9 protein-coding genes are annotated in these 13,186 nt (G+C 69.8%); all 9 read left to right on the top strand.

Annotated elements, in window-relative coordinates; genetic code table 11:
- Window positions 1-59: 59 nt before the first annotated feature.
- The 9 genes from OYT95_RS00550 (at window position 60) to OYT95_RS00510 (ending at window position 13,162) form a co-directional block, all read left to right on the top strand.
- Complete coding sequence (locus OYT95_RS00550; RefSeq protein WP_268790599.1) at window positions 60-1,031, top strand: DUF389 domain-containing protein; 972 nt, start codon at window positions 60-62, stop codon at window positions 1,029-1,031.
- Complete coding sequence (locus tag OYT95_RS00545; RefSeq protein WP_268790598.1) at window positions 1,031-3,610, top strand: circularly permuted type 2 ATP-grasp protein; 2,580 nt, start codon at window positions 1,031-1,033, stop codon at window positions 3,608-3,610. The genes OYT95_RS00550 and OYT95_RS00545 overlap by 1 nt, the downstream gene beginning before the upstream one ends.
- Entirely contained in the window at window positions 3,607-4,557 is a 951-nt protein-coding gene (locus OYT95_RS00540) for a transglutaminase family protein (RefSeq protein WP_268790597.1), read from the top strand. Before OYT95_RS00545 ends, OYT95_RS00540 begins: the two co-directional genes overlap by 4 nt.
- Before the next feature lie 65 nt (window positions 4,558-4,622).
- Complete coding sequence (locus OYT95_RS00535; RefSeq protein ID WP_037237575.1) at window positions 4,623-5,798, top strand: phosphotransferase family protein; 1,176 nt, start codon at window positions 4,623-4,625, stop codon at window positions 5,796-5,798.
- A 54-nt stretch (window positions 5,799-5,852) separates the two neighbouring features.
- Window positions 5,853-7,286, top strand: coding sequence for a replication-associated recombination protein A (locus OYT95_RS00530; RefSeq protein WP_268790596.1), 1,434 nt, complete (start codon window positions 5,853-5,855; stop codon window positions 7,284-7,286).
- A 123-nt stretch (window positions 7,287-7,409) separates the two neighbouring features.
- Window positions 7,410-10,082, top strand: coding sequence for an alanine--tRNA ligase (gene alaS / locus OYT95_RS00525; protein ID WP_268790595.1), 2,673 nt, complete (start codon window positions 7,410-7,412; stop codon window positions 10,080-10,082).
- Between the two features lie 2 nt (window positions 10,083-10,084).
- Window positions 10,085-10,621 (top strand): Holliday junction resolvase RuvX, encoded by a 537-nt coding sequence (gene ruvX, locus OYT95_RS00520; protein WP_268790594.1) that lies wholly within the window; start codon window positions 10,085-10,087, stop codon window positions 10,619-10,621.
- A complete protein-coding gene (locus OYT95_RS00515) occupies window positions 10,618-12,345 on the top strand; it encodes an endolytic transglycosylase MltG (RefSeq protein WP_268790593.1) in 1,728 nt (575 codons plus the stop codon). The genes ruvX and OYT95_RS00515 overlap by 4 nt, the downstream gene beginning before the upstream one ends.
- Entirely contained in the window at window positions 12,335-13,162 is an 828-nt protein-coding gene (locus OYT95_RS00510; RefSeq protein ID WP_112302397.1) for a shikimate dehydrogenase, read from the top strand. The genes OYT95_RS00515 and OYT95_RS00510 overlap by 11 nt, the downstream gene beginning before the upstream one ends.
- Window positions 13,163-13,186 lie beyond the last annotated feature (24 nt).

The raw sequence follows: 13,186 nt of genomic DNA, 5'->3' as shown, positions 1-13,186 counted from the left end.
GGCGCGATCTGCCGGCAGGACCCGAATGACCGGACGACGCGGAACAGCCGGGGGACACGATGTTGCACCTGCGAGTGATCTGTCCGGCCGAGCGCACCGAGGACGTCCTCGGTGTGCTCGCCGCCGAACCCGGCGCCACCCACGTGGTGGTCCTGCGCGACGCTGCGATCGACCCCGCCGGTGACGCGATCCAGACCGACGTGGCCCGCGAGTCCGCGAACGACGTGATCGATGCGCTCGAGGCCCTGGGAATCGATCGCACCGGCGCGATCACGGTGGAGCCCGTCGAGACGGTGCTGTCGAAGTCCGCACACGACGCGGAGAGGGCGGCCCCCGGTGATCCGGCGGACAGCGTCGTGTGGGAGGAACTGGTCAGCCGGACGCGCGAGGAGTCGACGCTCAACGGCACCTTCCTCGCATTCCTCACCATCGCCTGCCTGCTGGCCGCGGTGGGTGTGGTGACCGACTCGCCGATCACCGTCGTCGGGGCCATGGTGGTGGGGCCGGAGTTCGGTCCGCTCGCCGCGCTCGCCGTCGCACTGATGCGGCGCAAGCTCAGCCTGGCCCGCCGGTCGCTGATCGCCCTGCTCTTCGGGTTCCCGTTCGCGATGGCGGCGACGCTGGTCGCGACGCTGCTGATGGAGCGGGTCGGCTGGATGGAGTTCGAGAGCATCGAGTCCCTCGACCAGGTCGATTTCATCTACCGGGTCGGACCACTCTCACTGATCGTCGCGCTCCTCGCCGGTGCGGCAGGCATGCTCGCGCTCGTGTCCGCGAAGTCGGCGGCACTCGTCGGTGTCTTCATCTCGGTCACCACCGTTCCCGCAGCGGGTTTCGCCGTCGTCGCGGTCACCGTGGGCGAGTGGCGCGTCGCGGCGCTCGCGGCGCTGCAACTCGGTGTCAACATGGTGGGCATCGTGGTCGCCGGCGTTCTGGTGCTGGCGCTGCGATTGCGCAGCGGCGGCGATCCGCGCCGGCTTCTCGAACAGGCGCGGAAAGAGCGCTCCCTGGCCCAGAGGCGGAGACCCTGATGAGTGTCTCGCCGCACGACGGCACGGGCTACGACGAACTCTTCGGCGACGGCGGCGACATCCGGGAACCGTGGGCGGAGTTGGCCCAGGACTTCACGGCAGCCGGGCCGGACTCCGTCCGCCGCCTGCAGTCCCGCATCCGGCTTCTCGTCGACAACCACGGAATCACCTACAACCCCCTCGACGGATCGGACGCCCCGACCGCACCGCCGCGGTGGGAGATCGACGCGGTCCCGCTGATCGTCGCGGCCGAGGAGTGGGAGCAGCTCGCCGCGGGCTTCGTGCAGCGCTCCCGCCTCCTCGACGCGGTGCTCGCCGATCTGTACGGACCGATGGCGCTCGTCCGGAGCGGCGCCGTTCCGGCCCGCACGGTGTTCGGGCACCCGGGGTACGTCCGTGCGGCGCACGGCATCACGGTGCCGGGCCGCCATCAACTGTTCCTGCACGGACTCGACGTCGGTCGCGGAGCGGACGGCACGTTCCACGCGCTGCGCGACCACACGCAGTCCCCGGCGGGCGCCGGGTACGCGATGGCGGACCGCCGCGTCATCGCCCGGGCGATGCCCGGCATCTACGAGACCGTGGGCCCGCGCCCGCTGTCCTCGTTCGCCCAGTCGATGCGGCTCGCGGCGATCGACGCCGCCCCCGCGGGCACCGAGGACCCCCTGGTCGTCGTCCTCAGCCCCCGAACCCGGTCCGAGGCGGCATTCGATCAGGCATATCTCGCGACAGTCCTCGGCTTCCCACTCGTGGAGAGCGCCGACCTGGTGGTCCGCGACGGCCACGTGTGGATGCGCTCCCTCGGCAACCTGGAACGCGTCGACGTGATCGTCCGGCGGATGGACGCCGACCTCGCCGACCCCCTCGACCTGCGCCCCGACTCCCGGTCCGGTGTGGTCGGGCTCGTCGAGGTGCTGCGACGGGGAGCGGTGACCGTCGTCAACCCCCTCGGCAGCGGAATCCTCGAGAACCCAGCCCTCACCCGGCTGCTCCCGGAACTGTGCCGTCGCCTCCTCGACGAGGACCTACTGCTGCCGTCGGTTCCGAGTTTCTGGGGAGGCGACCGGTCGGAGCTGTCCCACATCCTCGCGAACGCCCCGTCGATGGTGCTGCGCGCCGTGGCCGGGGGTCCGCCCATCGTGCCCGCCGAGCTCGGTGACGCCGACCGGGACGCCCTGCTGGACCGGGTGCGGGCCGAACCCGAGCGGTGGGTCGGGCAGATCGTTCCGGACCCCTCGTATGCGCCCGCGGCCGACGGATCCGGGGAGGTCGTCCTCGCACCGGTCGGGGTGCGGCTGTTCGGTGTCGCGCAGCAGGTGGGATTCACCCCGATGGCCGGTGGACTCGGCACGTCCCTCGTTCCCGGGGCCGAGCGGGGGGACCGGCGCCACGCCGGCGCGAAGGACGTCTGGATCCGGCTGGCCCAGCGCACCGCGTCCACCGATCCGGGGGACACCGTCGACCGGGACGGGGACGCCCTGCCCACGTATGCGGCGACGACGTCCGACCTGATGACGTCGCCCCGCGCACTGACCGAACTGTTCTGGATGGGCCGGTTCGCCGAGCGCGCCGAGGGCGCGGCACGACTGATGATCGCCGTCGGCGAGAAGTACCGCGACTACCGCCTGCGACCGTGGCTCGCGGGCGGCGGAAGCCTCCCGATCCTGCTCGACACGGTCCTGCAGGTCGCCGACGCCGGGAACCGCCCGGAGGGGCCCGATCGCAGCGCCGAGTCCGGTTCGGATCCGGTCGCCGACCGGCTGCGGGTGCGCTCGGAGTTCCGTTCGCTGACCGTGGACCCCGACCGGGACGGGTCGCTCGCGCACGCGGTCCGCGGCGTCGAGCAGGCCGCGCGGGCCGTGCGCGGGCAACTGTCGAACGACATCTGGGCCGTCCTCAGCTCCGTCGAACGCGCGCTGGGACAGGTCGCCGCCGACACGGTCGACGACGGGTCCGTGCTGTTCGAGGCGCAGTCCGCGGTCCTCGGCGGGATGCTCGCCCTGTCGGGAGTCGCCGCGGAGTCGCTGGTCCGCGACACCGGCTGGCACGTCATGGACATCGGGAAGCGGATCGAGCGGGCATCCACCCTGATTGCGCTGGTCGAGTCCACGCTGCGACGGAAGAGGGATCCGGCGACCGAGCGGGCGGTGATCGAATCGCTTCTCGTCGCCACCGAGAGTTCGGTCGTCTACCGCCGCCGCAATCGCAACATCCGCCCGGCGGCCGTGGCCGAATTGCTGCTGTTCGACGTGAAGAACCCGCGGTCGCTGGCGTTCCAGCTCGAGGCGCTCCGTGCGAATCTGGCCGCACTGCCGGACGCCTCGGGTGCGTCGCGCGCGGAGCGGCTCGTCGAGGACATGGTCAATACCGTGCGCCGCGTCGACCCCGTTCGACTCGAATCGGTCGACCGGAACGGGTCCCGGAAGGAGCTGGGTGAGTTGACGGTCACGATGCGCGCACTGCTGAGCGAACTGTCCGACGTGATGCTGAAAGGTCAGCTGTCCCTGCCGGGCGGCACCCAGCCGCTCTGGGGCAGCGGGACCACGTGGAGCGCCTCGCAGGGCGGGGTCCCCGCATGACCGACGTGTCGCCCCGCGCGGACGAGGCCGCGGAACGGCCGGTGCTGCGCCGATACAAGATCACCCACCGCACCACGTACACGTACTCGGGGCCGGTCTCCTCGTCGTACGGCCGGGGTTACCTCCTGCCACGCGACACCGACGAACAGCGGTGTGTGAGTTCCGTCGTCGACATCTCGCCGTTGCCCGCGGACCGTTCCACCGGGTCCGACGTGTACGGCAACCGGGACCTCTACTTCCAGGTGAGCGCGCCGCACGAGGAACTGGTCGTCGCGGCCGAATCCGAGATCGAGGTCTACGGGCCCGACAAGACCAGGCTCGTCGTCGCACCGGCGAACGCGCCGTGGGAGTTGTCCCGCCCCGTGGGCACCGAGGGGGCGATGGCGCAGGAGTTCGTGCTGGACCTCGCACCCCCCGAGATCAGCGACGCGGTCCGCGAGTACGCGGCGCCGAGTTTCCCGCCGGAACGGCCCCTCGTCGACGCGGTGGTCGATCTCACCACCCGCATCCACCGCGACTTCCAGTACAAGTCGGGGTCGACGTCGATCTCCACCCGTGTCGCGGAGGTACTGGAGAAGCGGTCGGGCGTGTGCCAGGACTTCGCCCGGCTCGCCATCGCCTGCCTGCGGTCGCGTGGACTCGCGGCCCGGTACGTGTCCGGCTATCTGGCGACGCAGCCGCCACCCGGCAAGGAACGGATGATCGGCGTCGACGCGACGCACGCCTGGGCGGCCGTGTGGATGCCGGGGGACCGGTGGCTCGCCCTCGACCCCACCAACGACCAGCTCGTCGACGAGCGGTACACCGTGGTCGCGTGGGGCCGGGACTACGCTGACGTGCCGCCGCTGCGGGGTGTCATATACACAGAGGCACGAAACAGCACCATTGCGGTGTCGGTTGACGTGGCGCCGATCGAAGTGCTCGCGCCGGATCAGCCGAAATGCTGAAATTCATCGGGGCTTCCGGTGGAGGACTCGATGATCCGTGTCACTAGCAGGTAGGTTGGTCGGCGATGACTGCAATACTGGCAGACCCCGTTTCAGAGGTAGTTGCCGCAGCCGAGAAGCTGCTCACCCGTCGCACAGGGGCACCCGTGACACTGGTGGATCCCGTGGATCTCGGCGGTAGTGGCCGCACCATCGTGCTCCGTGTGCGCGTGGCGGAGAATCCGTTCTCCCTCCCGCGGACGTTGGTGATCAAGCAGGTCCGTGAGGAGTCCGGGGTATCCGGCGCGCGGGCCGTCGATCCTGACGATCTCGCCGGCGACAGCCGCAGCGCCTTCCTCCGGGAGGCCGTCTCGTACCAGTTCGCCACGGCGCTGGCGACGGACAGCCGCCCCGGAGCCGAACTGCTCGCATCCGACCTCGACGCCCGGCTCCTCGTGCTCAGCGACCTGGGGGACGCCACCCCGATCAGCGCCCTGCTCGAACACTCCGACTCCGACACCGTCACCAACACCCTGATGGCCATGGCCCAGGCGCTCGGCCGCATGCACGCGGCCACCGTGGGCCGCGAGGAGGACTTCACCGCGCTGCTGCGCCGCGCCGAGGTCGCGCACTGCGACGACACCGTCGCCGAGCAGGTGGAGCGGGCCGTTCCCGCCGTGCCCCGCCTGCTGTCCGACATCCTCCGCGTCGACGTCTCGCCGGACCTGACCGATCAGGTGGCCCGTGCCGCGAAGCTGTTCGAGAGCGGCCGGTTCCGGGCGTTCAGCCCCTCCGACCTGTGCCCCGACAACATCATCGTCAACGACGAGGGTGTGCGGTTCCTCGACTACGAGTGGGGCGGCTTCCGCGACGCCATGCTCGACATCGCGTACGCGCTGGTCTCGTTCCCCGGCTGCCTGTGCAGCATCGAACTGTCCGAGGACCGGACACAGGCGATGATCGAGGCCTGGCGCGCGGAGGTCGTGGGGATGTGGCCCGCGCTCGCCGACGACAACGTGCTCGCTGCCCGCATGGTCGAGGCTCAGCTGATCTGGGTGTGGCTCAGTACCTACCTGTTCCTGCCGGAGAACCACACGCGCATCGCCGCCGTCCGCGAGCATCACCTGTCCGTGCCGCGGTCCGAGGCGCTCACCCAGCGCTGGGACAAGCTGGCCCGCTCGGCCGATCACGCCGGGAACACGGTGGTCGCCCACCACGCCCGCGTCATCGCCGACAAGATCCGGGGACTGTCCGTCGGCTGACCCGCGGTCCGGCCGGACTGGGTCGGACGGTGCGGTTCCAGTAGCGTCGAACTTGTGAGCGATCTTTTCGGTTCGGATGTCGGTGAGGACGAGTCGGCAGGCCTGTTCGAGACGGCGCAGCTCGACGAGGCGGCGATCCCGCGATCGGTTCCCGGTCCCGTGTCGGTCGACCACCACGCACCGCTGGCCGTGCGCATGCGTCCCCGCACGCTCGGTGAGGTGGTCGGGCAGCAGCATCTTCTGGGCCCCGGTGCGCCGCTGCGGCGCCTCGTGGAGGGGTCGGGGGCCGCGTCCGTCCTCCTGTACGGTCCGCCCGGCACCGGCAAGACCACGCTCGCGTCGCTGATCTCGGGGGCCACCGGCCGCCGCTTCGAGGCACTGTCCGCGCTGTCCGCCGGGGTGAAGGAAGTGCGCGGCGTCATCGAACTGGCACGCCGGCGGCTCCTCGCGGGCGAGCAGACGGTGCTGTTCATCGACGAGGTGCACCGCTTTTCCAAGACCCAGCAGGACGCCCTGCTGGCGGCGGTGGAGAACCGGATAGTGCTGCTCGTGGCGGCCACCACCGAGAACCCCTCGTTCTCCGTGGTCTCCCCGCTGCTGTCCCGCTCACTCGTCCTGCAACTGCAGTCGCTGACGGCGGACGACATCGAGAACCTCCTGGAGCGGGCGCGCACCGACGAGCGGGGTCTCGGCGGGGAGATCGAGATCGCGGGTGACGCGATGGACCATCTGGTGCGCCTCGCCGCCGGCGACGCCCGGCGGGCGCTCACCGCGCTCGAGGCGGCGGCGGGCGCGGCGCTCGACCAGGCCGGTGACGCGGACCGTCCGGTGCTGCTGGACCTCGCGACGGTGGAGGCGAGCGTCGACAAAGCGGCCGTCCGCTACGACCGCGACGGCGACCAGCACTACGACGTGATCAGCGCCTTCATCAAATCGATCCGCGGTTCCGACGTCGACGCCGCCCTGCACTACCTGGCGCGGATGCTGACGGCGGGCGAGGACCCCCGCTTCATCGCGAGGCGGCTGGTGGTCCACGCCAGCGAGGACATCGGGATGGCCGACCCCACTGCGCTGCAGACCGCGACCGCCGCCGCGCAGGCGGTGCAGCTGATCGGTATGCCCGAGGCCCGCCTCGCCCTCGCCCAGGCCACGATCCACCTCGCGACGGCTCCCAAGTCGGGGGCCGTCATCGCCGCGCTCGGCGCTGCGATGGCGGACGTCGCGGCCGGACACGCCGGGCTCGTCCCGCCGCATCTGCGCGACGGCCACTACGCGGGGGCGGCGAAGCTCGGCAACGCCGTCGGCTACCGCTATCCCCACGATCATCCCGACGGGGTACTGGCGCAGCAGTATCCGCCGGACGAGCTGGTCGGTGTCGACTACTACCAGCCCACCACTCACGGCGGTGAGCGGGACATCGCGGGGCGCGTGGACAAATTGCGCGCCATCGTCCGCGGCACGAACCGTCAGGGTGGCCGGTTAAGCTGAATGTTGCCGAACCGCCGGGCGTGCCCGGCTGCCCGGCGACCGCACCCCAGCGGCTGGACCCCCGGTTCGACCCTGTAGTTCGACCCATCGTTGCCCTCGAGACAGACAATAAGGATCACTGACGTGCAGACCCACGAGATTCGCCGGCGCTTCCTCGACCATTTCGTCAAGGCAGGCCACACCGAGGTACCCAGCGCCTCGCTGATTCTCGACGATCCGAACCTGCTGTTCGTCAACGCCGGGATGGTGCAGTTCGTGCCGTTCTTCCTCGGCCAGCAGACGCCGCCGTACCCGAGGGCAACCAGTGTCCAGAAGTGCGTGCGCACTCTCGACATCGAGAATGTGGGCATCACCACACGGCACAACACGTTCTTCCAGATGGCCGGCAACTTCTCGTTCGGTGACTACTTCAAGCGCGACGCGATCAAGCATGCGTGGTCGCTGCTGACTGCGAGCGTCGACGACGGGGGTTACGGCTTCGATCCCGAGCGCATCTGGGTGACGGTCTACCTCGACGACGACGAGGCCCGCGACATCTGGCGCAACGAGGTCGGCGTTCCCGAATCGCGCATCCAGCGCCGCGGCATGGCCGACAACTACTGGTCCATGGGCATCCCCGGACCCTGCGGCCCGTGCTCGGAGATCTACTACGACCGCGGTCCCGAGTACGGCAAGGAAGGCGGCCCGGAGGCCGACGAGGACCGCTACATCGAGATCTGGAATCTCGTGTTCATGCAGAACGAGCGCGGCCTCGGCATCAGCAAGGACAACTTCGAGATCCTCGGACCGCTGCCGAAGAAGAACATCGACACCGGCATGGGCGTCGAACGTGTCGCGTTCCTGCTCCAGGGCGTCGACAACGTGTACGAGACCGACCTCGTGCGCCCGGTCATCGCGAAGGCCGAGGAACTGTCGGGGCGCAAGTACGGCGCCGACCACGACGACGACGTGCGCTTCCGGGTGATCGCCGACCACGCGCGCACCGCCGCGATGCTCATCGCCGACGGCGTGAACCCCGGTAACGACGGCCGCGGCTACGTCCTGCGCCGCCTGCTGCGGCGCATCGTCCGGTCCGCGAAGCTGCTCGGTGCCGACAAGCCCAGCATGCGCGAGTTCATCACCGTCGTCCGCGACACGATGGCGCCGTCGTACCCCGTCCTCGACACCGACTTCGGCCGCATCGAGACGGTCGCGGTGGGGGAGGAGACCGCGTTCCTCAAGACCCTCACGTCCGGCTCGAAGCTGTTCGAAGGGGCCGCCGAGTCGGTGAAGGCGTCCGGCAAGTCGACGATCGGCGGCGACCAGGCGTTCGCGCTCCACGACACGTACGGCTTCCCGATCGACCTGACCCTGGAGATGGCGGCCGAGGCGGGCCTGACCGTCGACGAGGAGGGTTTCCGCACGCTGATGGCGGAACAGCGGCAGCGCGCGAAGGACGACGCCCAGGCCCGTAAGCACGCGCACGCCGACCTGACCGTCTACAAGGAACTCCTCGACCGCGGACCCACCGAGTTCACCGGGTTCCACGAGTTGGTTTCCGAGGCACACGTTCTCGCGCTGATCTCGCAGGGGCAGCGGGTCCCCGTCGCGACGGTGGGCCAGGACGTCGAGGTCATCCTCGACCGCAGCCCCCTGTACGCGGAGGCGGGTGGCCAGATCGCCGACCTCGGTACCCTCACCGGCCCAGGACTGCGGGTGAAGGTCAACGACGTCCAGAAGATCGCCAAGAAGCTGTGGGTCCACAAGGTGACCGTGCAGGAGGGGCAGATCACCGAGGGTGACGTCGTGCTCGCGCAGGTCGACGCCGCGTGGCGCAAGGGTGCCACCCAGGGGCACTCCGGCACGCACATGGTGCACGCCGCGCTGCGACAGGTGCTCGGCCCCAACGCGGTTCAGGCCGGCTCGCTGAACAAGCCGGGCTACCTGCGTTTCGACTTCTCCTGGCAGGGTGCGCTGACGGAGGCGCAGAAACAGGACATCGAGGTCGTCACGAACGAGGCGGTGGCCGCCGACTACTCGGTGAACACGTTCGTCACCGACCTCGACAAGGCGAAGTCGATGGGCGCGATGGCGCTGTTCGGCGAGAACTACGGCGACGAGGTGCGGGTCGTCGAAATCGGCGGACCGTTCTCGATGGAGCTGTGTGGTGGAACTCACGTGGGCAGCTCCTCACAGATCGGCAACGTCACACTGCTCGGTGAGCAGTCCGTCGGTTCCGGTGTGCGCCGCGTCGAGGCGTACGTCGGGCTCGATTCGTACCGCTACCTGGCGAAGGAACGCGCGCTCCTCGCGGGTCTGTCGTCGTCGCTGAAGGTGCCCTCGGAAGAAGTGCCTGCCCGCGTCGAGGCGCTGGTGGAGCGACTTCGGGTGGCGGAGAAGGAACTCGAGCAGACCCGCGCCCAGGCGGTCCTCGCCGCGGCGGGCACGTTCGTCGACAAGGCGCAGCGGGTCGGGCCGGTGCTGCTGGTCGCGGACTCCGCCCCGGCCGGTGTCGGCGGCAATGACCTGCGTGGGCTCGTCACGGACATCCGCGGCCGCTTCGGCACGCAGCCCGCCGTGGTCGTGCTGCTCGGCGACGTCGACGGCAAGGTTCCGTTCGTGGTGGCCGTGAACAAGGCGGCGCAGGACCTCGGCCTGGCGGCAGGCGACCTCGTGAAGGGATTCGGTCCCAAGATCGGCGGCCGCGGAGGCGGAAAGGCCGACATGGCACAGGGTTCCGGTTCGGACTCCAGCGGAATCGCGGCCGCCCTCGACGCTGTCCGGGGACAAGTGGCGGACAAGGTGGGGAGCCGGTAGCGGTGGATCACGCGGAACAGGGTCTGGATCGACCGGGAGTCGACGACCCTGGGCGTGGTCGGCGCATCGGCATCGATGTGGGCAGCGTCCGGATCGGCGTCGCGTCGAGCGACCCCGACGGGATCCTCGCCACCCCCGTGGAGACGGTGCCCCGGTCCAAGGAACGCGGACCCGACGCGCCGGATATCGGGCGCATTGCCGACATTGTCGAGGAATACGAGGCCGTGGAGGTTATCGTCGGTCTGCCGCAGACCTTGCGGGGTGAACGGGGGAAGGCCGCCTCGATCGCTACTGTGTTCGCGAAGCGATTGCGAAGGAAGGTCGACCCGATACCGGTGCGGATGGCGGACGAACGTCTGACGACCGTCACTGCCGCGCGGGCGCTTCGCGAGAGCGGTGTCAGTGCGAGGGGCCAGCGTCCTGTGATCGACCAGGCTGCGGCGGTGGCGATCTTGCAGGGATGGTTGGACGAGCGGAGCAGGTCGGTGAATGCAGGGGATTCAGGTGGGGACGTGCAGCTACCGGAGGGGGGCCAGTGAGCAATCATCGGCGACCCGCAGGTGAGCGACCCGAATTCCAGTACGTCCCCCGCGAACCCCGACGGCACCGGTACCTCGACGAGGACGACGACCAGGTCGACTACGCGCCGCCCCCCGAGGACGACGATGTCGTCACCACGGGCAGGCACGCGGTGGTGTACGACGACCGTGAGGTCGACGAACGCCACGCCGACTACGCGGAGCCGGTGTTCGAGCGGCCGGTGTACGAGGACCCGGTGTACGAGCAGCCGTTCGACCCCGAGCCCGTCTACGAGGACGGATACGGTCCCCGTTCGTACGGCGATGCCCGCGCCTACCGGGAACCGGCAGCCGACGACCACAGAGCAGCCGACGACCACAGATACGACGGCCACGCGTATGTCGACGAGCCCGTACGTGTCGACGAACCGTACGAGGCCCATGCTCATCCCGACGACCGCTACGACACACCGCCTCACGAGCCCGACGCCGCGTTCGCGGAGGCCGAGACGCAGATAATCTCGGCGATCCCCGAGGAAATCCCGCCGACGCGCGCCCACGCCCGCACGCAGGCCCGCCGCCGCAAACAGGCCAAGGGCCGCGCACGCCGAGGAAAGGTGTTCGGCGCCCTCGCGGCCGCGACGGTCCTGCTGGTGCTGGTCGGCATCGTGTTCGTCGGCGGCAAGATGTTCTTCGGCGGGCCGGACGCCCCCGCGGACTACGCGGGCCCCGGTGGTCCCGAGGTGGTCGTGCAGGTCCATCCGGGCGACACCGCGGAGGAGATCGCCTCCACTCTGGCGGAGCGGGACGTCGTCGCCAGCGGCTCGGCGTTCTTCAACGCCGCAGTCCAGAGCAACGCGATGAACTCGGTGCAACCCGGCTTCTACAGCCTCTCGACCCAGATCCCGGCGGATGACGCCGTGCAGGAGCTGACCGATCCCACTTCCCGCGTCGGGCAGATGATCATCTCCGAGGGCAGGCAGCTCCACGACACCACCGATGTGCAGACCGGGGCCAAGAAGAAGGGGATCTACACCTTGATCTCCGAGGCCAGCTGCATGGGTGATGCCGGCGCCGAGCAGTGCATCGGTTACGACGACCTCAACGCCGCCGGCGCGGGCGACCTGTCCACGCTCGGGGTGCCCGACTGGGCGAAGGATTCGGTCGCCGGAGTTCCGGACCGGGACCGCCAGCTCGAGGGACTGATCGCCGCGGGCAGCTGGGATTTCGATCCGACCGCCGGTCCCGCTGCCATACTCCAGCGACTGGTCACCGAGAGTTCCGCGAGCTACGAGAAGACCGGAATCCTCACCGCGGGCAACCAGGTCGGCCTCACGCCGTACAAGATGCTGATCGCGGCGTCGCTCGTCGAACGGGAGGCGATGCCGGACGACTTCTCGAAGGTCGCTCGCGTCATCCTCAACCGGCTCGCCGTCAACCAGGCGCTGCAGTTCGACTCGACGGTCAACTACGCGCTCGACACCACCGAACTGGCCACCACCGACGCCGACCGGGCACAGGTGACACCCTGGAACACGTACGCCAGCCCCGGTCTGCCTGCGACGCCGATCTCCTCGCCGAGCATCGGGGCCTTGCAGGCCGTCGAACAACCGGCGCCGGGCGACTGGATCTACTTCGTGACGGTCGATTCGAAGGGCACGACGCTGTTCACGAAAAGCTACGACGAACACCTGGCCAACATCGACCAGGCTCTGAACAACGGGATTCTCAACAGTGGACGATGAGTTGGTGACCGCACGCAAAGCTGCGGTACTGGGCAGCCCGATCGCGCATTCGCGCTCGCCGCAACTGCACCTCGCGGCGTACCGGGCGCTCGGTCTCACCGAGTGGACGTACGAACGGATCGAGTGCGACGGGGAGCGACTGCCCGGCCTGGTGTCCGGGCTCGGCCCGGAATGGGTCGGTCTGTCCGTCACGATGCCGGGCAAGATCGCCGCACTCGACTTCGCGTCCGAGCGCACCGCACGGGCGGTGGCGATCGGCTCGGCGAACACCCTCGTCCGCATCGAGGGTGGCTGGCGTGCCGACTGCACCGACGTCGACGGCGTCAGCGGGGCGCTCACCGCGGGTGGTGTCGGAACCATCGCGGGCGCCGAGGCGGTCGTCGTCGGCGCCGGGGGAACGGCCAGACCCGCGCTCGTGGCGCTCGCCGACATGGGCGTGAAATCCGTGACCGTGGTGGCACGCGACGCGGGTCGCGCGGCAGGTGCACTGGGGTGCGCGGAATCGGTGGGGCTCGACGTCCGGTTACTCGACTTCGACAGCCCCGAACTGGGTGCCCGGTGCGCGGCGGCGTCCGCGCTGGTCAGCACCGTTCCGTCCGCCGCGATCACCGAGTACGCGAACATTCTCGGGCGGGCGCCGTTCGTGCTCGACGCGATCTACGACCCGTGGCCGACCCCGCTGGCCGTGGCGGTCGAGGCGGCCGGGGGAACCGTCGTCGGCGGTCTCTCGATGCTCCTGCACCAGGCGTTCGGGCAGGTGGAGCAGTTTACCGGTCGCCCGGCGCCGCGCGAGGCGATGGCGGCCGCGCTGGGCTAGACAGTATGAGGGTATGGGCTGGGG

This window comes from Rhodococcus sp. JS3073 (genome assembly GCF_026810085.1).
Taxonomy (GTDB): domain Bacteria; phylum Actinomycetota; class Actinomycetes; order Mycobacteriales; family Mycobacteriaceae; genus Rhodococcus_F; species Rhodococcus_F wratislaviensis.
Note: the sequence above shows the minus strand (reverse complement) of the source record. Positions and strands in the feature narration are given on the sequence as shown.

Bases quoted from the DNA above. Each gene is read 5' to 3' on its own strand.
- OYT95_RS00550 (WP_268790599.1), top strand. From the start codon at position 60: ATGTTGCACCTGCGAGTGATCTGTCCGGCCGAGCGCACCGAGGACGTC.
- OYT95_RS00545 (WP_268790598.1), top strand. From the start codon at position 1,031: ATGAGTGTCTCGCCGCACGACGGCACGGGCTACGACGAACTCTTCGGC.
- OYT95_RS00540 (WP_268790597.1), top strand. From the start codon at position 3,607: ATGACCGACGTGTCGCCCCGCGCGGACGAGGCCGCGGAACGGCCGGTG.
- OYT95_RS00535 (WP_037237575.1), top strand. From the start codon at position 4,623: ATGACTGCAATACTGGCAGACCCCGTTTCAGAGGTAGTTGCCGCAGCC.